The organism is Streptomyces sp. NPDC090077 (genome assembly GCF_044747545.1).
In the GTDB taxonomy this organism is placed as follows: domain Bacteria; phylum Actinomycetota; class Actinomycetes; order Streptomycetales; family Streptomycetaceae; genus Streptomyces.
In genome coordinates this window covers 76,158-97,277 of the sequence record NZ_JBIVEG010000024.1, presented here as the reverse complement: position 1 = coordinate 97,277, position 21,120 = coordinate 76,158, and the positions used below count along the sequence as shown (strand labels likewise).

The 21,120-nt window shown below is 74.4% G+C and carries 21 protein-coding genes, 3 tRNA genes and 1 pseudogene; 15 read left to right on the top strand and 10 right to left on the bottom strand.

Going from position 1 to position 21,120, the window contains the following annotated elements:
* Positions 1–155: 155 nt before the first annotated feature.
* Positions 156–1,412, top strand: a complete 1,257-nt coding sequence (locus ACIPW5_RS30510; protein ID WP_401251719.1) for a DUF1906 domain-containing protein — start codon at positions 156–158, stop codon at positions 1,410–1,412.
* On the opposite strand, the gene ACIPW5_RS30505 is transcribed toward ACIPW5_RS30510, so the two are convergent.
* The 4 genes from ACIPW5_RS30505 to ACIPW5_RS30490 are packed head-to-tail and all read right to left on the bottom strand — an operon-like array spanning position 1,405 to position 5,370.
* Complete coding sequence (locus ACIPW5_RS30505; RefSeq protein WP_401251716.1) at positions 1,405–1,914, bottom strand: pyridoxamine 5'-phosphate oxidase family protein; 510 nt, start codon at positions 1,912–1,914, stop codon at positions 1,405–1,407. The two genes, ACIPW5_RS30510 and ACIPW5_RS30505, sit on opposite strands and share 8 nt — an antisense overlap.
* Before the next feature lie 29 nt (positions 1,915–1,943).
* Entirely contained in the window at positions 1,944–2,672 is a 729-nt protein-coding gene (locus ACIPW5_RS30500; protein WP_401251713.1) for a VWA domain-containing protein, read from the bottom strand.
* A 23-nt stretch (positions 2,673–2,695) separates the two neighbouring features.
* Positions 2,696–3,799 (bottom strand): acyl-CoA dehydrogenase family protein, encoded by a 1,104-nt coding sequence (locus ACIPW5_RS30495; protein WP_401251710.1) that lies wholly within the window; start codon positions 3,797–3,799, stop codon positions 2,696–2,698.
* Entirely contained in the window at positions 3,796–5,370 is a 1,575-nt protein-coding gene (locus tag ACIPW5_RS30490; RefSeq protein WP_401251707.1) for a FadD3 family acyl-CoA ligase, read from the bottom strand. The genes ACIPW5_RS30495 and ACIPW5_RS30490 overlap by 4 nt, the downstream gene beginning before the upstream one ends.
* A 181-nt stretch (positions 5,371–5,551) precedes the next feature.
* Here ACIPW5_RS30490 and ACIPW5_RS30485 point away from each other — a divergent pair.
* Positions 5,552–5,941, top strand: a pseudogene (locus ACIPW5_RS30485) (flavin reductase family protein); the annotation flags it as partial.
* Between the two features lie 47 nt (positions 5,942–5,988).
* On the opposite strand, the gene ACIPW5_RS30480 reads toward ACIPW5_RS30485, so the two are convergent.
* The gene (locus ACIPW5_RS30480; protein ID WP_401251704.1) at positions 5,989–6,660 is read right to left on the bottom strand and encodes a PadR family transcriptional regulator; all 672 of its coding nucleotides are present in this window, start codon (positions 6,658–6,660) and stop codon (positions 5,989–5,991) included.
* Between the two features lie 101 nt (positions 6,661–6,761).
* Here ACIPW5_RS30480 and ACIPW5_RS30475 point away from each other — a divergent pair, with 101 nt between their 5' ends.
* Genes ACIPW5_RS30475 through ACIPW5_RS30465 form a run of 3 tightly spaced genes read left to right on the top strand, consistent with a single transcriptional unit; the run spans position 6,762 to position 9,527 of the window.
* Entirely contained in the window at positions 6,762–7,892 is a 1,131-nt protein-coding gene (locus tag ACIPW5_RS30475; protein WP_401251701.1) for an LLM class flavin-dependent oxidoreductase, read from the top strand.
* Position 7,893: 1 nt separating this feature from the next.
* Positions 7,894–8,622, top strand: coding sequence for an SDR family NAD(P)-dependent oxidoreductase (locus ACIPW5_RS30470; RefSeq protein WP_401251700.1), 729 nt, complete (start codon positions 7,894–7,896; stop codon positions 8,620–8,622).
* Complete coding sequence (locus tag ACIPW5_RS30465; RefSeq protein ID WP_401251697.1) at positions 8,619–9,527, top strand: alpha/beta hydrolase; 909 nt, start codon at positions 8,619–8,621, stop codon at positions 9,525–9,527. The genes ACIPW5_RS30470 and ACIPW5_RS30465 overlap by 4 nt, the downstream gene beginning before the upstream one ends.
* Before the next feature lie 9 nt (positions 9,528–9,536).
* On the opposite strand, the gene ACIPW5_RS30460 is transcribed toward ACIPW5_RS30465, so the two are convergent.
* Together ACIPW5_RS30460 and ACIPW5_RS30455 are read right to left on the bottom strand one after the other, a co-directional pair.
* Positions 9,537–9,610 (bottom strand) — tRNA-Ser (locus ACIPW5_RS30460).
* 47 nt (positions 9,611–9,657) lie between these two features.
* Positions 9,658–9,732: transfer RNA gene (locus ACIPW5_RS30455), tRNA-Asp, on the bottom strand.
* Positions 9,733–9,811: 79 nt separating this feature from the next.
* On the opposite strand from ACIPW5_RS30455, the gene ACIPW5_RS30450 reads away from it, so the two are divergent.
* The 4 genes from ACIPW5_RS30450 (at position 9,812) to ACIPW5_RS30435 (ending at position 11,971) form a co-directional block, all read left to right on the top strand.
* Positions 9,812–10,363: a hypothetical protein gene (locus ACIPW5_RS30450; protein ID WP_401251694.1), complete on the top strand. Its 552-nt coding sequence runs from the start codon at positions 9,812–9,814 to the stop codon at positions 10,361–10,363.
* Positions 10,364–10,413: 50 nt separating this feature from the next.
* Positions 10,414–10,487 (top strand) — tRNA-Lys (locus ACIPW5_RS30445).
* 82 nt (positions 10,488–10,569) lie between these two features.
* Positions 10,570–10,914 carry a hypothetical protein gene (locus ACIPW5_RS30440; RefSeq protein WP_401251693.1) on the top strand — a complete coding sequence of 115 codons (345 nt, stop codon included), beginning with the start codon at positions 10,570–10,572 and terminating at the stop codon, positions 10,912–10,914.
* Positions 10,915–11,245: 331 nt separating this feature from the next.
* Positions 11,246–11,971, top strand: a complete 726-nt coding sequence (locus ACIPW5_RS30435) for a class I SAM-dependent methyltransferase (RefSeq protein WP_401251690.1) — start codon at positions 11,246–11,248, stop codon at positions 11,969–11,971.
* Positions 11,972–12,132: 161 nt separating this feature from the next.
* Here ACIPW5_RS30435 and ACIPW5_RS30430 read toward each other — a convergent pair whose 3' ends face one another.
* Genes ACIPW5_RS30430 through ACIPW5_RS30420 form a run of 3 tightly spaced genes read right to left on the bottom strand, consistent with a single transcriptional unit; the run spans position 12,133 to position 15,121 of the window.
* Entirely contained in the window at positions 12,133–13,104 is a 972-nt protein-coding gene (locus tag ACIPW5_RS30430) for an acyl-CoA dehydrogenase family protein (protein WP_401251688.1), read from the bottom strand.
* Positions 13,104–14,249 (bottom strand): acyl-CoA dehydrogenase family protein, encoded by a 1,146-nt coding sequence (locus tag ACIPW5_RS30425; protein WP_401251686.1) that lies wholly within the window; start codon positions 14,247–14,249, stop codon positions 13,104–13,106. Before ACIPW5_RS30425 ends, ACIPW5_RS30430 begins: the two co-directional genes overlap by 1 nt.
* A complete protein-coding gene (locus tag ACIPW5_RS30420; protein ID WP_401251684.1) occupies positions 14,246–15,121 on the bottom strand; it encodes an enoyl-CoA hydratase in 876 nt (291 codons plus the stop codon). The genes ACIPW5_RS30425 and ACIPW5_RS30420 overlap by 4 nt, the downstream gene beginning before the upstream one ends.
* Before the next feature lie 46 nt (positions 15,122–15,167).
* Between ACIPW5_RS30420 and ACIPW5_RS30415 the strand changes: the two genes are divergently transcribed.
* The 6 genes from ACIPW5_RS30415 (at position 15,168) to ACIPW5_RS30390 (ending at position 21,101) form a co-directional block, all read left to right on the top strand.
* Positions 15,168–16,316: an acyl-CoA dehydrogenase family protein gene (locus ACIPW5_RS30415; protein ID WP_401251681.1), complete on the top strand. Its 1,149-nt coding sequence runs from the start codon at positions 15,168–15,170 to the stop codon at positions 16,314–16,316.
* A complete protein-coding gene (locus ACIPW5_RS30410; protein ID WP_401251679.1) occupies positions 16,313–17,095 on the top strand; it encodes an SDR family oxidoreductase in 783 nt (260 codons plus the stop codon). Before ACIPW5_RS30415 ends, ACIPW5_RS30410 begins: the two co-directional genes overlap by 4 nt.
* A gap of 15 nt (positions 17,096–17,110) precedes the next feature.
* Positions 17,111–17,728 (top strand): TetR/AcrR family transcriptional regulator, encoded by a 618-nt coding sequence (locus tag ACIPW5_RS30405; RefSeq protein WP_007263539.1) that lies wholly within the window; start codon positions 17,111–17,113, stop codon positions 17,726–17,728.
* Between the two features lie 19 nt (positions 17,729–17,747).
* Entirely contained in the window at positions 17,748–18,905 is a 1,158-nt protein-coding gene (locus ACIPW5_RS30400) for an acetyl-CoA C-acetyltransferase (protein ID WP_401251678.1), read from the top strand.
* 199 nt (positions 18,906–19,104) lie between these two features.
* Positions 19,105–19,308: a cold-shock protein gene (locus tag ACIPW5_RS30395; RefSeq protein WP_125816912.1), complete on the top strand. Its 204-nt coding sequence runs from the start codon at positions 19,105–19,107 to the stop codon at positions 19,306–19,308.
* Between the two features lie 119 nt (positions 19,309–19,427).
* The gene (locus ACIPW5_RS30390) at positions 19,428–21,101 is read left to right on the top strand and encodes a DEAD/DEAH box helicase (RefSeq protein WP_401251675.1); all 1,674 of its coding nucleotides are present in this window, start codon (positions 19,428–19,430) and stop codon (positions 21,099–21,101) included.
* The last annotated feature ends 19 nt before the right edge of the window (positions 21,102–21,120 follow it).

Below are 21,120 nucleotides of genomic sequence, written 5' to 3'. Positions count from 1 at the left end.
CACCGTGGGGGTGTGCGCCGGACCGCCCGGTCGTGCCCGGCCCGGAAGAGGCCCGGGAGCGCCCCCCGGGCGCAGGACGCCTCCTACGCCGGACGGCTCAACGACACGACCGGCCGCCGCCGTTGGCGACGTCCCTGCTGGTATCGGTGGGCGGCATGGCCTCTCGAATGCTGATGCGCTGCCTGCTGGGCGCCGCCCTGTTGCTGCCGCTCGCGCCCGCCGCTGCCGCCGCCGGTGACACGGCGGCCGTCGAGTACCGGGGGCTGCGGCTGGTCCTGCCCGACGGGTGGCGGGTCGTCGACCTGGAGCGGGAGCCCGGGGCGTGCCTGCGCCTGGACCGGCCCACCCTGTACCTCGGGCACGCCGGCACCCAGGCCGACTGCTCCGGCCGCCGGGCCGTCGCCACCCGCGCCGACACCCTGCACCTGGAGCCCCTCGACGGGGCCCCGCCGCGCGCCGACGTCCCCACCGTCGCGGTGGACGGCGGGTCCGCGGTGCCGCCCGCCGAGGGCGGCAGCGGCGAGGTGCGGTACGCCCTGCACGGGCCGCGGGTGATGGCCACGCTGTCGTACGGGGCCGGGCCCGGGGCCGTACGGGGGCTGCTGGCGGGGGCGGTCGGCGGCCGGCGGGCCGTTGCCGCGGAGCCGGTGTCCGTTCCCGCCGCTCCCGTGCCGGCCGTCCTCGCCCAGCGGGCCCTGACCGGCGAGGGGTTCGACACCTGCACCGCCCCTCCCCAGCGCACCATGGACGCCTGGCGCACCGCCTCCCCGTTCGGCGCGGTCGGCGTCTACATCGGCGGCCGGGCCCGTGCCTGCGCCCAGCCGCAGCTGACGGCCGGCTGGATCCGCAGGCAGGCCGCCGCGGGCTGGCACCTGATGCCGATCTGGGTCGGACCGCAGCCCTGGCACCACGCCACCACGGGCCTGTCCACCGACCCCTCCCGGGCGAACGAGCAGGGCAAGGAGGCCGCCGAGGGCGCTGTCGGGGCGGCCCGGGCGCTGGGCCTCGGCGGGGGCACCCTCCTCTACAACGACGTGGAGAACTACAACGACCGCGCCACCTGGGACGCCCCCGTCGTCGCCTACCTCACGGCCTGGACGGTACGGCTGCACGAGCTGGGCTACCGCTCGGCGGCCTACGTGGCCGCCAGTTCCGGTGTGAAGGCGCTCAGCGCCCACCACCACCAGGCCCCGCACGCCATGCCGGACGTGCTGTGGACGGCGCAGTGGAACGGCGGGGCCTCCGTCACCGACGCCGACATGGGCCTGTCCCGGCGCAAGGCGCTGTGGACGGGCCCCCGCCGGGTCCACCAGTTCCGCGGCGACCACGACGCCTCGTACGGCGGGGTGACGGTGAACATCGACCGCAGCTGGGTGGACGTGGACCCCGGCGTGGTCCGCCGCGTCAGCTAGCCGGTTCCTCGCGCGGCGGTTCGTCGTCGTTGCCGCGGCGCAGGGTGTGGGTGCCGTGGGCCGGGGTCCAGGTGCGGATGACCAGTTCGTCGCCGTCGACCGTGGTGCGGACGACCTCGGTCAGGTCGGCGTGGAAGAGGTGGAAGGGGTGCGGGGAGTCGGTCTCCTCGGCGTACCGGTGCAGCTCGGGCGGGTCCACGACCTCCACCGCGCGCCCGGAGATCCGCACGTCCCCGTCGGGCATCGCCATGCCCTCGCCCGGGTTGGTGTGCAGGGCGAAGCGGGGGTCGCGCTGGAGGTCGCGGGCCTTCATCGAGCCCGCCATCATGCCGAGCCACAGTTCCCCGCCGCGGAAGTCGACGTTGAGCCCGGCGACCCGGGGCGAGCCGTCCTTGCGCAGGGTGGCCAGGACGTGGTGCGGGTAGCGGGCGAAGCGGGCCCGTACGGCCGCCGCGAACTCCGGTTCCGCCTTCTCGAACGCTGCCCAGTTGTTCGTCGTCATGGCGCTATGTAAGCACCGCCGACGGGCCGTCAGGCGCGCACGATGCCCGCCGCGCGCGCCGCCGCCAGCCAGCCGGGGAACTCGGCGACGAGCCGGTCGTACAGCTCGGAGTCGGGGACCGTGCGCGGTTCGGGGCCGGCGTGGAAGTAGCCCGCGTTGTCCACGACCCGCTTGCCGGGCACGGGCAGTTCGTCCAGGCGGCGCAGGAAGTCGAACTGGGTGCTGCGCGTGTTGCCGAAGCCGACGAACTGCCAGAAGAGGGGGAGGCGGGCCGCCTTGCACAGGTACTTCTCGGCGGCGAGCTTGTTGACCGGGCCGCCGTCCGTCTGGAAGACGACCAGGGCCGGATCGGCGGAGCCGGAGTCGAGGTAGTGGTCGATGACCGCGTCCATCGCCAGGTGGTAGGAGGTCTTGCCCATGTGGCCGAGACGGGCCGCGATCGCGGTGACCCGCCCCTCGTGACCCGCCAGGGTGACCTCTTCGACGGCGTCGACCTCGGTGGAGAAGAACACCACCGGGACCCGGCCGTCCGTGTCCAGGTGCGCCGACAGGCCGAGGATCCGGTCGGCGAAGGCCTGGACGCTGCCGTCGTCGTAGTAGGGCCGCATGGACCCCGAGTAGTCCAGGACCAGGTACACGGCGGCGCGCCCGCCCTCCAGGCCGTGCTTGCGGAGGGAGGTCCCGGCGCTCTTGTACAGGTTCACGAGCGCCGGGGCCGCTTCCTCGACCTTGCGGAGGTTGATCGCGCTGCCCGTCATGCAGCCGAGGGTACGTCGGTGCGTCAGGAAGCGGGCAGCCAGCCCAGGTGCGCGGCCAGGCGCCGGCGGTGGGCCGCGGGCCCGCCGAGGAGCAGGGCCGATCCGTGGGCCCGTTTGAAGAAGGTGTGGGCCTCGTGCTCCCAGGTGACGCCGATGCCGCCGTGGAGCTGGATCATCTCGCCCGCGGCGTACGCGTACGCCTCCGCGCCCGCGGCGGCCGCGGCCGCCGCCAGGTCCGGCGGGGCACCGGCGGCGGCCGCCGCGAGGGCGAGCCCCCGGGCCGCCTCGACGGCCGTGTGCACGTCGGCGAGCCGGTGCTTGACGGCCTGGAAGGAGCCGATGGGCCGGCCGAACTGGGTGCGGTCCTTCGCGTAGCGGACCGTCGCCTCCAGGGCCCGCCCCGCCGCTCCCGCCTGCTCGGCGGCCAGGGCGGTGCAGGCCAGGTCCCGGACGCGGGCGAGGACCCCGGCCCCGTCGGCGGACAGCAGCCGGGCCGGGGTGCGGTCCAGGGTCAGCTCGGCGAGGGGGCGGGAGGGGTCCATGGTGGCCCGTACGGTGAAGGCCGCGGGCGGGGCGGTGAGTTCGAAGAGGCCGGGCCGGCCGTCCCCGGTCCGGGCGAAGGCCAGCAGCAGGGCGGGCTCCGCCGGGCCGGCCAGGACGTACCGCTTGGTGCCCGTGAGCAGCCAGCCGGTGTCCGCGGAGGCCTCGGCCCGGGTCTCCAGGTCGCCCGGCTCCCAGCTGCCGCGCCCGCCGGGCCCGGCCTCCGCCCAGGCCAGGGCGCCGACCACGCTCCCGTCGGCCAGTCCCGGCAGGTGCTCGGCGCACGCCGCCCGGTGCCCGGACGCGAGCAGCGCGTGCACCGTCAGCACCGCCGAGCCCAGGTACGGTACGGGGCTCAGCGCGCGGCCCAGCTCCGCCATGACGATCCCCGTCTCGGCGGGCCCGCAGCCCAGCCCGCCGTACTCCTCCGGCACCGCGAGCGCGGCCGCGCCCACCTGCGCCGTGAGCGGGGCCCAGGCCTCGTGACCGGGGTGCCGGGTGAGGACCGCCCGTACGGCGTCGCGGAGTTCCTCCTGTTCGGGGGTGGGGGCGAGGGGGGCCGGCGGTGCGGTCCGCGGTGCGGTCATGCCGACTCCTCCCGGGCCGCGCGGCGCAGCCCGTCCTTCAGCAGCTTGCCGCTCGCGTTGCGCGGGAGCGCGTCGAGGACGGTGAACCGCCGGGGCACCTTGAAGTTGGCCAGCCGCTCCCGGGCCCAGGCGGTCAGCTCCTCGGCGGTGACGGGGGCGGTGGTGACGAGGTAGGCCGCGCCGACCTCGCCGAGCCGTTCGTCGGGGGCGCCGACCACGGCGGCGTCGACGACGCAGGGGTGGGTGAGCAGGACGTTCTCCACTTCGGCGGGGTAGGCGTTGAAGCCGCCGACCACGTACATGTCCTTCAGCCGGTCGGTGACGGAGAGGTAGCCGCGCCCGTCGAGCACCCCGATGTCGCCGGTGCGCAGCCAGCCGCCGGGCAGTACGGCTTCGGCGGTGGCGGCCGGGTCGTCGAGGTAGCCGGGGGTGACGTGGTAGCCGCGGACCTGGATCTCGCCGGGTTCCCCGGCGGGCAGCGGCTGCCCGAGCGGGCCGGCGACGCGCACCTCGGTGCCGGGGACGGGCGGGCCGACGGTGCGGGCGATGGTGTCGGCGTCGGCGTCGGTGGGGCAGACGGAGACGACCCCGCCGGACTCGGTCAGTCCGTACGCGGTGAACACGTCGGGGGCGCCCAGTTCGGTCCGGATCTCCTCGACCAGGGAGGTGGGGACGTGCGCCGCGCCGGTGCCGGCCAGCCGCAGCGCGGAGAGGTCGTGGGCGGTGCGCCGGGGGTGGTGGACCAGGCCGTGGAAGACGGTCGGCGGGCCCATCAGGCAGGTGACCCGCTCGGCGGCCATGCGGGCGAGGATGCGGTCGGTGTCGTAGCGGGCCTCGGGGAGCATCGTGACCCCGCGCAGCAGGCAGGCGAGCACGCCGGCCTTGTAGCCGAAGGTGTGGAAGAAGGGGTTGACCAGCAGGTACCGGTCGCCGGGGCGCAGGGTGACCAGCTCGGACCAGGAGGTGTAGAGCCGCAGGGTCTGGCCGTGGGTGGCGGTGACCCCCTTGGAGCGGCCGGTGGTGCCGGAGGTGTAGAGGACGTCGCAGACGTCCTCGGGGCGCACCCGGGCGGCGCGGGCGGCCCGTTCGGCCTCGGGGACGGCCCGCCCGGCGGCGAGGTACGCCTCCCAGGACCCGGGGCCGTCGCCGCCGCGCAGGACGACGGTGGAGGCGAGGGCGCCGAGGTCCTCGCCGGAGGCGTGCAGGTCGCGGGCGTAGTCGGTGCCGAGGAAGCCGCGTTCGGTGAACAGGACGCGGGCGCCGCTGCGCCGGATGACATCGGCGGCCTCGGCGGGCTTGTAGCGGGTGTTGACCGGGACGAGGACGGCGCCGACGCCGACGGCGCCGAGGGCGGCGGCGATCCACTGGCGGCTGTTGGGGGCCCAGACGGCGACCCGGTCGCCGGGGCGGATGCCGTGGGCGACGGCGGCGCGGCCGGCGGCGGACACCTCCTCGGCGAGCCGGGCGAAGGTCCAGCGGACCTCGCCGTCGGTGAGGGCTTCCAGGTCCCCGTACGCGGCGGCGGCGTACCCGGGGAGCCCGGCGAGGGTGGTGGGCGGTGGTGGTGGCAACGGACCCTCCCTGCTTGTCGTGACGTGAGCACTTGACGAGCGAGCGTGGGCGGTATCCAATCACAGGTGTTTCGGTTAGGCATATACCTAGTAGGAATAACTCCGAACTGTGCAGGCAGGAGCGACAGCCCTGCCCCGGGAGGTCCCCGTGTCGACCCTCACCACCCCCACCCCCGCGGACATGAAGGCGGTCCTGGCCGGCTTCTGCACCGGCGTCGCCGTCGTCACGGCGCGCGGGAGCGACGGCCGTCCCGCCGGAATGGCCGTGCAGTCCTTCTCGTCCGTCTCGCTCGACCCGCCGCTGGTCTGCTTCTGCCCCGCCCGCACCTCGAAGACCTGGCCGCGGATCAGAGCCGCCGGGGCCTTCGCCGTCAACGTCCTGGCGGCGGACCAGGAAGAGCTGTGCCGCCGCTTCGCCGTCACCGGCGGGGACAAGTTCGCCGGAGTGGCCTGGACCCCGGGCGCGGGCGGCGCGCCGCTGCTCGAAGGGGCCCTCGCCACCGTGGAGTGCGTACTGGAGGACGTGCTGGACGGCGGCGACCACGCCGTCGTCCTCGGCCGCGTCACCGCCCTCGCGGCGCACCGCGACGGGGCGCCGCTGCTGTACTTCCGGCGCTCCTACGGGCGGCTGTCGGACCCCTCGGAGGACTTCCCGGCGGCGTCCTCGGCGGACCCGGCTGCGGCGCGCGCCGCCTCCAGGGCGTCGATGTCCTCCAGCATGGCGGCCGCGAGGTCGCGCTCGGAGGCGTAGTACCGCTCGGCCCACCTGAGGGTCAGGGTGGGGTACGCCCAGGCCGCCTCGTCCTTGGCGCCCTCGACGTCGGCCTCCGCGCGCCGGCGCATGTCCTCCGCGAACTCCTGGTGCCGGTGCAGCACTTCGCGCATCTGCTCCGGCTCCAGCAGGTGGCCCAGCCACAGCCGCAGCATCGGTCCGTGCTTGAGCACCGGCGGGTCGACCGGCGCCTCGCGCGCCCAGGCCCGTACGGCGGCCATGCCCGCGGTGGTGATCCGGTACACGCGCTTGTCGCGGGTGCCGGTGTCCTGGGCCACCATCCGCGAGGAGGCGTAGCCGGCCTTCTCCAGCCGCTTCAGCTCGCTGTAGATCTGGCTGAAGGACGGGCTCCAGTAGAAGAAGCGCAGCGACCAGTCCGACCACTTCTTCAGGTCGTAGCCGGAGAGTTCCTCGCCGAAGGAGAGCAGCCCGAGGACCGCCCAGCTGGTCGCGGGGAGGGTGCGCGGGCTCGTCCCCGCCGACGTCTCGTCTGCCGTCTCTGCCGTCTCGTCTGCCACGCAGCGCAGTCTACGACCGGTCCCGCAGCGCCCTTCCCCCTGCGGGGTATGCCTGCTAGAAGTATTCCTATTAGAAATAACTCCGGTTGGAGGGACCCTCCGTGAAGTTCTCGATGATCTTCGAGGCCCAGCTCGTCGACCCCACCCCCGAACGCGAACGCCAGGTCATCCACGACTGCGTCGAACAGGCCGTCCTCGCCGAGGAGATGGGCTTCGACCGGATCTGGGCCGTGGAACACCACTCCCTGACCCAGTACGCCCACATGAGCGCCTCCGAGATCTTCCTGACCTGGGTCGCCGCCCGCACCAGCACCATCCGCATCGGCCACGGCGTGGTCACCATGCCCTTCGGCTACCAGCACCCCGTCCGCGTCGCCGAACGCGCCGCCATGCTCGACGTGCTCAGCGGCGGCCGCGTCGACATCGGCGCCGGACGCGGCGCCACCCGCCAGGAGATGTCCATGTACGGGGTACGCCCCGAGGACACCTACCCGCAGATGGAGGAGGCCCTGCGGATCTTCTCCTCCGCCTGGAAGGAGCCCGTCTTCGAATGGCACGGCTCCCTCGACATCGGCCCCGGCGCGATCCTGCCCCGACCCGTGCAGGACCCGCACCCGCCGCTGTTCATGGCCTGCTCCAAGCACGACACCCTCAAGCTCGCCGCCGAACTCGGCATCGGAGCCCTCGTGATGGGCTTCGCCGGCGCCGACGACGTCCGCGCCATGCGCAAGGTCTACGACGAGGCCATCGCCACCCGCACCGGTGAACGCCTCGTCTCCACCGCCGTCAACGACCACCTCTCCGCCCTCTGCCCCACCATCGTCCTCGACGACCCCGAACGCGCCCTGCGGCTCGGCACCCGGGGCCAGCGCTTCTTCGCCGAGTCCATCGCCCACTGGTACGGCAACGGCCCCGAACCGACCGGCTACGCCGAGGACGCATCCGCCGAGGACCACACCGCCGCCCTCGAACGGGGCCGCGCCGACCTCGTCGCCAAGCTGCACGAGGCGCAGATCCCCGCCCGCCCCGTCGACACCGGCACCTACAATGCGGACCACGCCTACGGCAGCGCCGAGACGGCCATCGCGTACGTCGAGCAGCTGCGCGAGATCGGCGTCGACGAGGTGATGTGCCTGATCCAGATGGGCACCGTCCCGCAGGAGGCCTGCCTGGAGACCATCCGGCAGTGGGGCGAGAAGGTCATCCCGCACTTCCGCGCACTGGAGGCCTGAGATGGTGTCGCTGGAGGGGAAGGTCGTCGTCATCACCGGCGCGGCCCGCGGCCAGGGCGCCGCCGAGGCCCGGCTGTGCGCCGAGGCCGGGGCGCGCGTCGTCGTCACCGACCTCCGCGAGGAGGAGGGCCGGGCGGTCGCCGCCGGACTCGGCGACCAGGGCCTGTACGTACGCCACGACGTGGCCGACGCCGACAGCTGGGCCGGGGTGGTGCGGGAGGCGGTGGCCGCCTTCGGAACGGTCTCCGCACTGGTCAACAACGCCGCCCTGTGGCGCACCGCGCACATCGAGGAACAGAGCGAGGAGGGCTTCGGGGAACTGCTGCGGGTCAACCTGATCGGCCCCTTCCTCGGGATCCGGGCCCTGGCCCCGGTCCTGCGCGCGGGCGGGGGCGGCTCCGTCGTCAACGTCTCCTCCACCGCCGGACTGGTCGGCATCCCCGGCCACGCGGCCTACGGATCCGCCAAGTCCGGGCTGCGCGGGCTGACCCGGTGCGCGGCACTGGACCTGGCCGCGGACGGGATCCGGGTCAACTCGGTGCACCCCGGGGCCGTCGACACCCCGATGGTGGCCGACGCCGTCGCGGGCCGGGACTGGTCGCACCTGCCGCTGGGGCGGATGGGCCGGCCCGAGGAGGTCGGGGAACTGGTCCTCTTCCTCTGCTCGGACGCCTCCTCGTACATCACCGGCGCGGAGTTCACGGTCGACGGGGGGATGACGGCGCGATGACACGGGACGAACGGGACGGACTGTCGGAGGCCGCCCGGCGGCTGTGCGACGCGATGGCCGCCGGCTTCCCCGGCCCCGGGGACGCGGCCGCCCTGCGGGCCGCCGTGGCCGCGGGGGCCCCGGCCCGGCCGGCGGGGCCCGAGGTGGCCTCGGTGTACGACACCGCCGCGGGCGGGGTGCCGGTGCGGGTGTACGACCCCGCGCCCGGGGCGGCGGGGCGGCCGCTGGCCGTGTACCTCCACGGCGGCGGCTGGGTGATGTGCGGCCCGGACACCCACGACGCCCTCTGCCGCACCCTGGCCTCGGCCTCCGGGGCGGTGGTCGTCTCCGCTGACTACCGGCTCGCCCCGGAACACCCCTGGCCGGCGGCGGCCGACGACGCGCTGGCCGTGCTGCTGTGGGCGCGGGCCGAGGCGGTCCGGCTGGGCTGCGACCCGCGCCGCGTGGTGGTCGCCGGGGACTCCAGCGGGGGCAACCTGGCGGCGGTCACCGCCCTGCGGGCCCCCGGCCTGGTCGCCGGGCAGCTGCTGGCGTACCCGCCGCTGGACGCCTCGATGGGCTCCGAGTCGGTGGCGGCGTACGGCCGGGGGTACTTCCACACCGCCGCGCACATGGCCTGGTACTGGGACCAGTACGGCGGCGACCCCGCCCACCCGCACGTCTCCCCGCTGCGGGCGCCCGAGCTGGCCGGCCTGCCGCGCACGCTGATCCTCCTCGCGGACTGCGACCTGCTGCGGGACGAGGGGCTGGCGTACGCCCGCCGCCTGGCACGGGCGGGGGTGGACTGCGAGGTACGGCTCAGTCCGGGGGTCTTCCACGGCTTCCTGGGCCTGCCCCTGCCGGCCGCACGGTCGGCGCTGGCGGGAGCGGCGGCCTGGCTGGCGGCGACGGAGCCGGCCGGCTGACGCGGAGGGGGCGGGGCGGCCGGATTCGAACCGGCGTCTTCCCCTGAGCAAGGGGTGCAACGACCTCTGTACCACGACCCCGCCCTTGCGGCCGATCCTACGGCCCGGCGACGGGAGGGGAGAAGTGAAGGGCGGGGCGGCCGGATTCGAACCGGCGTCCTCCTCCATGACGTGTAGGCGCACTACCTCTGTGCTACGACCCCGCTTGAGGAGGATCCTAGGCGGCGCCCGGCGGGGTCCGCACCGGGATATCCGCGCCGGGACATCCCCGGCATGATGTGTCCATGGCTGATCTGGTGCGGCGGGTGTCCGGGGCGGTGCTGCGCAACTGCCTGCTCCTGGCAGCCGAGTTCGGGGCGCTCCTGTTGCTGCGCGGGCCAGAAGGGGCCTGGGTGCCGGTGCTGCTGGGGGTCTTCGTCATCGGGGCGGTCGTCACGCACGGCACCGAGGCGGAGTTCGCGGCCCGTACCGTCGTCGCGTTCGCCGCCGTCGGGATCGCGGTGCTCGCCGGGGTCACCTGGGACCGGCACGCCCTCCACGAGCGGGGCCGGACGGAGACCGCCCTGGTCGTGTCGCGGACGATGACGCAGGACGGCTCCACGCAGACCCCGTCGCTGCGGCTGCGCACCGGGGCGGGCCGGGATCTGGCCGGGCCCGTGGCGCTGGACCTCCAGCCCGGCGCGCGGCTGGCGGTGACCGTCGACCCCGACGGTCCGGCCTGGGCGCTCGGCCCCCGCCCGCCCGAGCCGCTCTGGCAGGGCGCGGGCACGGCGGGGCTGCTCCTGCTCCAGACGGCCATGCTGACGGGGCTGTCGCTGCGCCGGCGCCGCGACTGAGGCGGGCCGATTTGGAGGAGCCCCGCTGACCGGGTATTTTTCCTTCCGAGGCGCCGCTAGCTCAGTTGGTTAGAGCAGCTGACTCTTAATCAGCGGGTCCGGGGTTCGAGTCCCTGGCGGCGCACCTCCTTCGGGCGGTTTCCGGTTCACCGGGAGCCGCCCGAACTCGTTTCCGTCCGGACGGCCGCTCGTCTAGGTTCACGGCCATGTCCACGACTACCACCCTCTGGCGTCCCACCGGCCCCGTCGAGCTCGAACTGGTGCGCGCCCTCGACTGGCGGGCCTGGCCGCCGCGCCTGCCCGAGCAGCCGATCTTCTACCCGGTGCTCAACGAGGACTACGCGGTGCGCATCGCCCGCGACTGGAACGTCAAGCACGACGGCGCCGGCTTCGTGACCCGCTTCGAGGTCGACTCGGCCTTCCTGGAGCGCTACCCGGTCCAGCAGGCGGGTGGCGAGACGATCCTGGAGCTGTGGGTCCCGGCCGAGGAGCTGCCCGAGTTCAACGCGCACATCGTGGGGCGCATCGAGGTGGTGCGGGAGTTCCGCTGACCGGTCCCCTGGCCGGGGGGACCCGGGGCCGCTGCGCGGGCTACTCCCCGCCCCACCCTTCGCCCGTTCCCCGGGCTGCGCCCGGACCCCTTCCTGGGGGCTCCGCCCCCGGACCCTCCCCCAGCTACCGCTGGGAGGTGCCCCCAGCGCCTCAAACGCCGGCGGGGCTATGGACAGCCCGTCCGGCGTTTGAGGACCGGGGTCTGGGGGCGGAGCCCCTGGGAACGGTGGAAGGGCGGGTAGGGGACCAGCCCCGCGCAGCGGGAGCCGGGGAAGGGGGTCCGGTGGGAACCCCTTCGTCTTCCGGTCCGGGGTTCGGAAAAATGGCGGGATGACGACCACTCGTGCCCGTTCCTTCGACGCCGCCGCGGCCGCGTACAACGCCCACCGCCCCGGCTACCCCGACGCCCTGTTCGACGCGGTCGAAGCGCTCGCCGGGCGGCCCCTGCGCGGGGCGCGGGTGGCCGACGCCGGGGCCGGGACCGGGATCGCCAGCGCGCTGCTGCACGCCCGCGGGGCCCGCGTCGTCGCGGTGGAGCCCGGCGACGGGATGGCCGCCGAGTTCCGGCGCGCGCACCCCGCGATCCCCGTCGTGCGCGGCGACGGCAACGCGCTGCCGCTCGCTTCCGGGAGCCTCGACCTCCTCACGTACGCCCAGGCCTGGCACTGGACCGACCCCGCCCGCTCCGTGCCGGAGGCCCGCCGCGTGCTGCGTCCCGGCGGGGCGCTCGCCCTGTGGTGGAACGACATGGACGTCCGGGTGCCGTGGATCGCCGAGCAGGACCGCCGGCTGCGGGAGTTCTTCGGGGTGGTCGGGCTGCCCACCCGGGAGTCCGTCGAGGGGCTCGATCACGTCACCCGCGAGGTCCGCTGGTCGCGCCGGCTCCCGCTGGAGGCGCACCTCGCCAACCACGCCACCCACTCCGCGTTCCTCGTCCTCGGGGAGACCCGCACCCGGGAGTTCATCGACGCCGAGCGGGCCCGCCTGCTGGACCTGTTCCCGGACGGGACCGTCGAGGAGGACTACGTCGTCACCCTCCGGGTGGCCGTCTTCTAGGTCGTCTCTTTCGGATCTTGCCGGTTAAGCCCGCGTCGTCCGGTGCCGTGCATCGGTGCGTTGGCGGGGCGCCCTTGTACTGGACGTACTCGGGTGCTCCGCCAACGCGGCGAGGTGCGGTGCCGGGCGGCGCGGGTCAGGCCAGATCCGGAAGAGACGGCCTAGCCCACCACCTCCGCCCGGCACTGCGAGGGTCCGCCCCACGCGTCGCGCAGCGGGCGGGCCTTGCGCAGCCAGAGGGACAGGTCCAGTTCCTCCGTGTAGCCGACCGCTCCGTGCAGCTGGAGGGCGGTGAGCGCGGCCGCGTACGCCGCCTCGCCGGCGGTCAGTTTCGCCGCCGCCACGTCCCGGCGGGACAGGGACAGGGCCGCCGCCCACAGCAGCGGCCGGGCGAACTCCAGCGCCAGCAGGGTGTCCGCCAGCCGGTGCTTGACCGCCTGGAAGCCGCCGATCGGCGTGCCGAACTGGGTGCGCTGCTTCGCGTACTCCACCGTCCGCGCCAGCAGGGCCTCGCCCACGCCGAGGCACTGCGCCGCCGTCAGCAGCCGCGCCCAGCGCAGGGCCGTGCCCGCCGCCGCCGTCACCGCCGGGCCCGCCGCCAGCAGCTCCCCGGCCTCCGCCGGCCGGTACAGCCGCCTCGCCGGGTCGGTGGACGCCAGCGGGTCGCCGGGGCCGTCGGCCAGCCGCAGCTCGCCGGTGTCCGTCACCGTGAAGCGGTGCGCGGCCGCGTCCGCGTCCAGGGCGTACGGGGAACCGCCCGGCAGCGTGACCGTCACCGGGGCGCTGCCCGAGGCGAGCCCCGGCAGGAAGCGCTTCGCGAGCGTCTCGTCGCCCAGCTCGGCCAGGAGCACCGCGGCCGCCGCCGTCTCCACCACCGGGCCGGGCACCCCGGCCCGCCCCAGTTCGGTGTAGCCGAGTGCCAGCTCCACCGGCAGCGGGCCCGCGCCGTCGTGGGCCTCCGGCACGGCCAGGGCGAACAGGCCGGTGCCGGCGAGCCGGGACCACAGGGCCAGGCCGGGCCCGTGGTCCCCGGCCGCCCAGGCCCGTACGGTCGCCGGCACCGCGGCCGCGCCGAGCAGGGAGCGCAGCGTACGGGCGTAGTCGGACTGTTCCTCGGTCGGCAGGAAGCGCATCAGCGGCGGCCCTTCGGGAGGCCGAGCAGCCGCTCGGCGATGATGTCGCGCTGGATCTCGTTCGTGCCCGCGTAGATCGGCCCGGCGAGGGAGAAGAGCCACGGCTCGGCCCACTGGCCGTCGGCGAGCTCCGCGTCCGGGCCCAGCAGGTCCAGGGCCGTCTCGTGCAGGGCGATGTCGTACTGGGACCAGAACACCTTGTTCAGGCTGGACTCGGCGCCGATCCGGCCGCCCGCGGCGAACCGGGAGGCGCCGGTCCACGTGAACAGCTCGTAGGCGCGGGCCCCGACCAGGGCGTCCGCGACCCGGTCGCGCAGCGCGGTGTCGGCCGGGTCGCCCTGCTCCCGCCACAGCCGGGCCAGCCGGTCGGCGGCGGCGAGGAACCGGCCGGGGGAGCGCAGGGTCAGGCCCCGCTCGTTGCCGGTGGTCGACATCGCGATCCGCCAGCCCTGGCCGGGCTCGCCGATGACGTCCTCGTCGGGGACGAACACCCCGTCCAGGAAGAGCTCCGCGAAGGCGGGCTTGCCGTCGAGGCGGCCGATGGGCCGTACCGTCACCCCGGGGGCGCGCAGGTCGAACATCAGGTAGGTCAGGCCCTGGTGGGGCTTCGGGGCTCCGGGGTCGGTGCGGAAGATGCCGAAGGCGCGGTCGGCGAAGGCGGCCCGGGAGGACCAGGTCTTCTGCCCGTGCAGCAGCCAGCCGCCGTCCGTGCGCACCGCCCGGGAGGTGAGCGAGGCCAGGTCGGAGCCGGACTCCGGTTCCGACCAGGCCTGCGCCCAGATCACCTCGCCGCTCGCCATGGGCGGCAGGACGCGGGCCCGCTGCTCGGGGGTGGCGTGGTCGAAGAGGGTGGGGGCGAGGAGGCTGATGCCGTTCTGGGAGACGCGGCCGGGGGCGCCCGCCGCCCAGTACTCCTCCTCGAAGACGAGCCACCGCTCGATGTCCGCGCCCCGGCCCCCGTACTCCTCGGGCCAGGACACCGCCGACCAGCGGTCCGCGTGCAGCTGCGCCTCCCACGCGCGGTGTGCGGCGAAGCCCTCCTCGGTCTCCAGGGAGGGCAGGGGGCGGGCCGGGACGCGGGAGCGGAGCCAGGCGCGGGCCTCGGCGCGGAAGGACTCCACGCCGGGGGAGTGGTCGAGGTTCACGAGGTGCTCGCCTCCTTCATGGCGGCCACGTTCATGCCGCCGAGGGAATCCGCCGCGGTCTCGGCGTTGTGGGCGTGGGCCAGGTGGTGGAGTCCGAAGACGGAGTCCATGCCGGTGTGCAGGCCCTGGAGGTCCTCGGCCTGGTTGAGGGCCCGCTTGGTCAGCGCCAGGCCGAAGGAGGGCATCTCGGCGATCCGCCGGGCCAGCCGGCCGGTCTCGTCCGCGAGGTCGGCCCGCGGCACGACCCGGTTGACCATGCCCACCTCGTACGCCCGGCGGGCCGGCATCCGGTCGCCGGTGTAGAGGAACTCCCGGGCGATGCGCGGGGGCATGGCCCAGGGGTGGGCGAAGTACTCGACGCCGGGGATGCCCATCCGCACCACGGGGTCCGCGAAGAAGGCGTCCTCGCCGGCCACGATCAGGTCGCAGACCCAGGCCAGCATCAGCCCGCCCGCCACGCAGGCCCCCTGGACGGAGGCGATCACCGGCTTGGGCAGTTCGCGCCAGCGCCGGCACATGCCCAGGTACACCTCCGACTCCCGGGCGAAGCGGGACTCGGCGCCGGGCCGGGCGGTGTGGTCCCACCACAGTCCGGCGCGCCGTTCGAAGGGCAGGTGGGCGTCGCGGTCCGGGGTGCCGATGTCGTGGCCGGCGGAGAAGTGCTCGCCGGCCCCGGCCAGGACGACCACCTTGACGGCGGGGTCGTCGGCGGCCCGGTAGAAGGCGTCGTCCAGGGCGTACGTCATCGCGCTGTTCTGGGCGTTGCGGTAGCGGGGGCGGTTCATGGTCACGTACGCGACCGGGCCGCGCACCTCGTACAGGACGGGGGAGTCGGCGGGGGAGTCCTCGGCGGAGGCGTCGGAGGCGGGCATCGGCACATCCTTCCCTAACAAGTGTTTGGTAGGTTAACGTACGGCCATGAGCAGCGTCGAGGAGTTCCGCACCGAGGTCCGCGGCTGGCTCCGCACCCACCTCACCGGCGAGTACGCGGCCCTGCGGGGGCGCGGCGGACCGGGCCGGGAGCACGAGGCCTTCGCCGGCCGCCTCGCCTGGGAGCGGCACATGGCGGAACACGGCTGGACCTGCGTCGGCTGGCCCGTCGAGTACGGCGGCCGCGGCGCGAGCACCGCCGAGCAGATCGCCTTCCACGAGGAGTACGCCCTCGCCGACGCCCCGGCCCGGGTCAACCACATCGGCGAGCAGCTCCTCGGTCCCACCCTCATCGCCCACGGCACCGAGGAGCACAAACGCCGCTTCCTGCCGCCCATCCGGGCTGTGGAGGAGCTGTGGTGCCAGGGCTACAGCGAGCCCGACGCCGGATCCGACCTCGCGGGCGTCCGCACCCGCGCCGCCCTCCGCGACGGCGCGTGGGTGGTCGACGGCCAGAAGATCTGGACCTCCCTCGCCCACGAGGCCCAGTGGTGCTTCGTCCTCGCCCGCACCGCCCCCGGCTCCCGCCGCCACGAAGGCCTGTCCTACCTCCTCGTCCCCATGGACCAGCCCGGCGTCGAGGTCCGCCCCATCACCCAGCTCACCGGCACCTCCGAGTTCAACGAGGTGTTCTTCGACGGCGCCCGCACCGACGCCGCCCACGTCGTCGGCGCCCCCGGCGACGGCTGGGCCGTCGCCATGGCCACCCTCGGCTACGAACGCGGCGTCTCCACCCTCGGCCAGCAGGTCGGCTTCCGCCGCGAACTCGAAGCCCTCGCCGCACTCGCCCGCGCCAACGGCGCCCTCGCCGACCCGCTGATCGCCGACCGGCTCGCCCGCGCCTGGACCGGCCTCCAGGCCATGCGCGCCACCGCCCTGCGCCCCGGCACCGCGCCCTCCACGGCCAAGCTGTACTGGGCCCGCTGGCACCGCGACCTCGGCGAACTCGCCATGGACGTGTGCGGCGCCGCCTCGCTCACCGCGGCCGGCGCGCACGGGGACCCGTACGAACTCGACGACTGGCAGCGGCTCTTCCTCTTCTCCCGCGCGGACACCCTCTACGCGGGCTCCGACGAGATCCAGCGCAACATCGTCGCCGAGCGGATCCTCGGCCTTCCCAAGGAGGTACGGGCATGAACGCCCCCGCGTACGTCCCCGCCCACGGGCTGCTGAAGGACCGCACCGCCGTCATCACCGCCGCCGCCGGGGCCGGCATCGGCGGAGCCACCGCCCGCCGCTTCCTGGAGGAGGGCGCCACCGTCCTGATCAGCGACGCCCACGCCCGGCGGCTCAAGGAGACCGAGGACGCGCTCGCCGCCGAGTTCGGGCCCGCCCGCGTCGCCTCCCTGCCCTGCGACGTCACCGCGGAGGAGCAGGTCCGGGCCCTGTTCGCACATGCCGGGGAACTCCACGGCGGCCTCGACGTCGTCGTCAACAACGCCGGCCTCGGCGGTACCGCGCACCTCGTCGACATGACCGACGACCAGTGGGGCCGGGTCCTCGACGTCACCCTGAACGGCACCTTCCGCTGCACCCGCGCCGCCCTGCGCTCCTTCCGGGACTCCGGCCGCGGCGGGGTCCTCGTCAACAACGCCTCCGTCATCGGCTGGCGCGCCCAGACCGGACAGGCCCACTACGCCGCCGCCAAGGCCGGGGTGATGGCCCTGACCCGCTGCGCGGCCCTGGAGGCCGCGGAGCTCGGCGTACGCGTCAACGCGGTCGCCCCCAGCCTGGCCATGCACCCGCACCTGGTGAAGGTGACCAGCGAGGAGCTGCTGCGCGAACTGACGGCCCGCGAGGCCTTCGGCCGGTACGCCGAACCCTGGGAGATCGCCAACGTCATCGTCTTCCTGGCCAGCGGCTACTCGTCGTACATGACGGGCGAGACGGTGTCGGTCAGCAGCCAGCACGCCTAGGCCCAGAATGGGCCCGTGCCAACGAACAAGCCGAAGAAGACACAGGTGACCGCCTCGCCGGAGCGCCGCAGGGAACTCCTCGACACCGCCGCCGAGGTCTTCGCCGCCCAGGGTTACAACGCCACCACCGTCCGCAAGATCGCCGACGCCGCCGGGATGCTCGCCGGCAGCCTCTACTACCACTTCGATTCCAAGGAATCGATGCTCGACGAGATCCTCTCGGCCTTCCTGAACGAGCTGTGGGCGGGGTACGACACCGTCCTCGCCGCCGGCCTCGGCCCCAGGGAGACCATCGAGGCCCTCGTCACCGAGTCCTTCCGGGAGATCGACCGGCACCGCGCCGCCGTCGCCATCTACCAGAAGGAGGCCCGCACCCTCTCCGCGCAGCCCCGCTTCCACTACCTCTCCGACTCGCAGGTCAAGTTCGAGAAGGCGTGGCTGGGGACGCTGGAGCGGGGCGTCGCCGCCCAGGTCTTCCGCGCCGACCTCGACATCCGCCTCACCTACCGCTTCGTCCGCGACACGGTGTGGGTCGCGGCGTCCTGGTACCGGCCGGGCGGCCAGCACAGCCCCGAGGAGATCGCCCGCCAGTACCTGTCGATGGTGCTGGACGGGATCGCCGTACGCCCCTGACCCCGTTGAGGAGCCCGCCATGCCCGAGGCCTACATAGTCGACGCCGTACGCACCCCCGTGGGGCGGCGCGGCGGCGGCCTGTCCGCCGTGCACCCCGCCGACCTGGGCGCGCACGTCCTGAAGGCGCTGGTCGAGCGGTCCGGGGTGGACCCGGCCGCGGTGGAGGACGTGGTGTTCGGCTGCCTGGACACCGTCGGGCCGCAGGCGGGCGACATCGCCCGGACGGCCTGGCTGGCCGCCGGCCTGCCCGAGGAGGTCCCCGGCGTCACCGTCGACCGGCAGTGCGGGTCCTCGCAGCAGGCCGTGCACTTCGCGGCGCAGGGCGTGCTGTCCGGGACCCAGGACCTGGTGGTCGCGGGCGGCACCCAGAACATGTCGATGATCCCCATCGCCTTCGCCTCCCGGCAGGCCGCCGAACCGCTCGGCTTCACCGAGGGCCCCTACGCGGGATCGCACGGCTGGCGGGCCCGGTACGGGGACGCGCCGGTCAACCAGTTCCACGGGGCGCAGCTCATCGCCGGGAAGTGGGGGATCTCGCGCCGTGACATGGAGGAGTTCGCCCTGCGCTCCCACCAGCGGGCGCTGCGCGCCATCGACGAGGGCCGCTTCGAGCGGGAGACCGTCGCCTACGGGGAGGTCCGGGTGGACGAGGGTCCGCGCCGGGACACCACCCTGGAGAAGATGGCCGGCCTGAAGCCGGTCGTCGAGGGCGGCACCATCACCGCGGCCGTCTCCTCCCAGGTGTCGGACGGGGCGGCGGCCCTGCTGATCGCCTCCGAGCGGGCGGTCGCCGAACACGGCCTGACCCCCCGGGCCCGCATCCACCACCTCTCGGTCCGCGGCGAGGACCCCATCCGGATGCTGTCGGCCCCGATCCCGGCGACCGCGTACGCACTGAAGAAGACCGGGCTGACCCTGGACGAGATCGACCTGGTCGAGATCAACGAGGCCTTCGCGCCGGTGGTCCTGGCCTGGCTGAAGGAGACCGGCGCCGACCCGGACCGGGTCAACGTCAACGGCGGCGCCATCGCCCTGGGCCACCCGCTGGGCGCGACGGGCGTGAAGCTGATGACCACCCTGCTGCACGAGCTGGAGCGCACCGGCGGTCGCTACGGCCTCCAGACGATGTGCGAGGGCGGCGGGCAGGCCAACGTGACGATCATCGAGCGGCTGTAGCCGCGGCCCGGAAGGCGGTGCTGCGGCCGCGTGGCGAAGGTCGCAGCGGCGCCGGCCCGGGATGTGCTAGCTTAGAGGCGTTGCAGTTGTGGTACCCATGAACATTATGTGCGCCTGACGGGAATGCTCCGCAGGCGCTTTTATTGTTTTTCCCGGAATCTCCCGGATGGGGCCCTTGCCGCCTATTCAGGAGATTCAAATGGCTAACGGTACCGTGAAGTGGTTCAACTCGGAAAAGGGCTTCGGCTTCATCGAGCAGGACGGTGGCGGCCCGGACGTCTTCGCCCACTACTCGAACATCGCCACCTCTGGCTTCCGTGAGCTGACCGAGGGTCAGCGCGTGACCTTCGACGTCACCCAGGGCCAGAAGGGCCCCCAGGCGGAGAACATCCTCCCCGCCTAATTTCTTCAGCATGCCGGGGTCCGCGCCGCGAGGTGCGGGCCCCGGCTTGTCTGCTGTCTCGACCTTTGTTTGCACCTGCCGGTTCTAGGACGGTGCCGGTTTCAGGAGGGCTTTCTCGCATGACCAGCTCCAGCTCCGCACGCCCCAGCCGCCGCCCCACCCGGGGTCGAGGTGCGGCCCAGGGACGTCCGAAGGCTGGCGCGGGACGGCAGAAGTCCGCCCCCGCCCCCCGGCCCCAGGAATTCACCATGCCCGAACCGCAGGCCCCGGCGCTCCCGCCGGTCCCCGCGTTCGAGGACATGGACATGCCCGAGGCGCTGCTGAAGACCCTCGCCGCCCAGGGCGTGACCGAGCCGTTCCCCATCCAGGCCGCCACCCTGCCGAACTCGCTCGCCGGCCGCGACCTGCTCGGCCGCGGCCGCACCGGCTCCGGCAAGACCCTCGCCTTCGGCCTGGCCCTGCTCGCCCGCACCGCCGGCCGCCGCGCCCAGCCCACGGCGCCGCTCGCGATGGTCCTCGTACCGACCCGCGAGCTGGCCCAGCAGGTCACCGACTCCCTGAGCCCCTACGCCACCTCCGTCAACCTGCGCATCGCGACCGTCGTCGGCGGTATGTCGATCAACCGGCAGGCGGGCGCGCTGCGCCGCGGCGCCGAGGTGCTCGTCGCCACCCCCGGCCGTCTGAAGGACCTGATCGACCGCGGTGACGCGGACCTCTCGCAGGTCTCGATCACCGTCCTCGACGAGGCCGACCAGATGACCGACATGGGCTTCATGCCGCAGGTCACCGCGCTGCTGAAGCAGGTCGCGCCGGAGGGCCAGACGATGCTGTTCTCGGCGACCCTCGACAAGAACATCGACAAGCTCGTCAAGATGTTCCTGACCGACCCGGTCGCCTTCTCGGTCGACCCGTCCGCCGGCGCGGTCAGCACCATGGAGCACCACGTCCTGTACGTCATGGACGAGACCGACAAGAAGGCCGTGGCGACCCGCATAGCCGCTCGCGACGGCCGGGTCATCATGTTCGTGGACACCAAGCGGGGCGTCGACCGCATGGTCAAGCGGCTCCTCGCCGACGGCGTCCGCGCCTCCGGCCTGCACGGCGGCCGCTCCCAGCCGCAGCGCAACCGCACCCTGGACTGGTTCAAGACCGGCGAGGTCACCGCGCTGATCGCCACCAACGTGGCCGCGCGCGGCATCCACATCGACGACCTCGACCTCGTCGTCAACGTGGACCCGCCGACCGACCACAAGGACTACCTGCACCGCGGCGGCCGCACCGCCCGCGCCGGCGAGTCCGGCAGCGTGGTCACCCTGGTCCTGCCCGACCAGAAGCGCGACATGACCCGCCTGATGTCGGACGCCGGGATCACCCCGCGCACCGCGCAGGTCAAGTCCTCCGACGAGGAGCTGTCCCGGCTCACCGGCGCCCGCGAGCCCTCCGGCGTCCCCGTCGTGCTGGAGGTCCCGCAGGCCCCGCAGCCCAAGCCGCGCACCGGCTCGGGCTCCGGCTCCTCGCGCCGCCGCTCGGGCGGCTCCCGCGGCGGCTCCGCGACCGGCTCCGCCCCCGCGGCCGGCGGTCGCGGCCGGCGCTCCGGCGGCTCCGCCTCCGGTCAGGCCCCCGCCGCGGGCGCGGGCCAGGCCCGGCGCGGCCAGGGCGGCGGCCAGGGCAACGGCGGGGCCCCCGCCCAGGGCCGGCGCTCCGGCGGCGCGGCCTCCGGCGGCGGTGCCGCCGCGGCCTCCGCGCGCAGCCGCGTCGGCACGGGCGGCCAGGGCCGCCGCCGGGCGGTCTGACCCCCGCGGCACGAGCACG

What these genes read in the sequence shown, in the direction of transcription:
- ACIPW5_RS30510 (WP_401251719.1), top strand. Translation starts at nt 156, where the DNA reads ATGGCCTCTCGAATGCTGATGCGCTGCCTGCTGGGCGCCGCCCTGTTG.
- ACIPW5_RS30505 (WP_401251716.1), bottom strand. Translation starts at nt 1,914, where the DNA reads ATGACGACGAACAACTGGGCAGCGTTCGAGAAGGCGGAACCGGAGTTC.
- ACIPW5_RS30500 (WP_401251713.1), bottom strand. Translation starts at nt 2,672, where the DNA reads ATGACGGGCAGCGCGATCAACCTCCGCAAGGTCGAGGAAGCGGCCCCG.
- ACIPW5_RS30495 (WP_401251710.1), bottom strand. Translation starts at nt 3,799, where the DNA reads ATGACCGCACCGCGGACCGCACCGCCGGCCCCCCTCGCCCCCACCCCC.
- ACIPW5_RS30470 (WP_401251700.1), top strand. Translation starts at nt 7,894, where the DNA reads ATGGTGTCGCTGGAGGGGAAGGTCGTCGTCATCACCGGCGCGGCCCGC.
- ACIPW5_RS30465 (WP_401251697.1), top strand. Translation starts at nt 8,619, where the DNA reads ATGACACGGGACGAACGGGACGGACTGTCGGAGGCCGCCCGGCGGCTG.
- ACIPW5_RS30450 (WP_401251694.1), top strand. Translation starts at nt 9,812, where the DNA reads ATGGCTGATCTGGTGCGGCGGGTGTCCGGGGCGGTGCTGCGCAACTGC.
- ACIPW5_RS30440 (WP_401251693.1), top strand. Translation starts at nt 10,570, where the DNA reads ATGTCCACGACTACCACCCTCTGGCGTCCCACCGGCCCCGTCGAGCTC.
- ACIPW5_RS30435 (WP_401251690.1), top strand. Translation starts at nt 11,246, where the DNA reads ATGACGACCACTCGTGCCCGTTCCTTCGACGCCGCCGCGGCCGCGTAC.
- ACIPW5_RS30430 (WP_401251688.1), bottom strand. Translation starts at nt 13,104, where the DNA reads ATGCGCTTCCTGCCGACCGAGGAACAGTCCGACTACGCCCGTACGCTG.
- ACIPW5_RS30420 (WP_401251684.1), bottom strand. Translation starts at nt 15,121, where the DNA reads ATGCCCGCCTCCGACGCCTCCGCCGAGGACTCCCCCGCCGACTCCCCC.
- ACIPW5_RS30415 (WP_401251681.1), top strand. Translation starts at nt 15,168, where the DNA reads ATGAGCAGCGTCGAGGAGTTCCGCACCGAGGTCCGCGGCTGGCTCCGC.
- ACIPW5_RS30410 (WP_401251679.1), top strand. Translation starts at nt 16,313, where the DNA reads ATGAACGCCCCCGCGTACGTCCCCGCCCACGGGCTGCTGAAGGACCGC.
- ACIPW5_RS30400 (WP_401251678.1), top strand. Translation starts at nt 17,748, where the DNA reads ATGCCCGAGGCCTACATAGTCGACGCCGTACGCACCCCCGTGGGGCGG.
- ACIPW5_RS30395 (WP_125816912.1), top strand. Translation starts at nt 19,105, where the DNA reads ATGGCTAACGGTACCGTGAAGTGGTTCAACTCGGAAAAGGGCTTCGGC.
- ACIPW5_RS30390 (WP_401251675.1), top strand. Translation starts at nt 19,428, where the DNA reads ATGACCAGCTCCAGCTCCGCACGCCCCAGCCGCCGCCCCACCCGGGGT.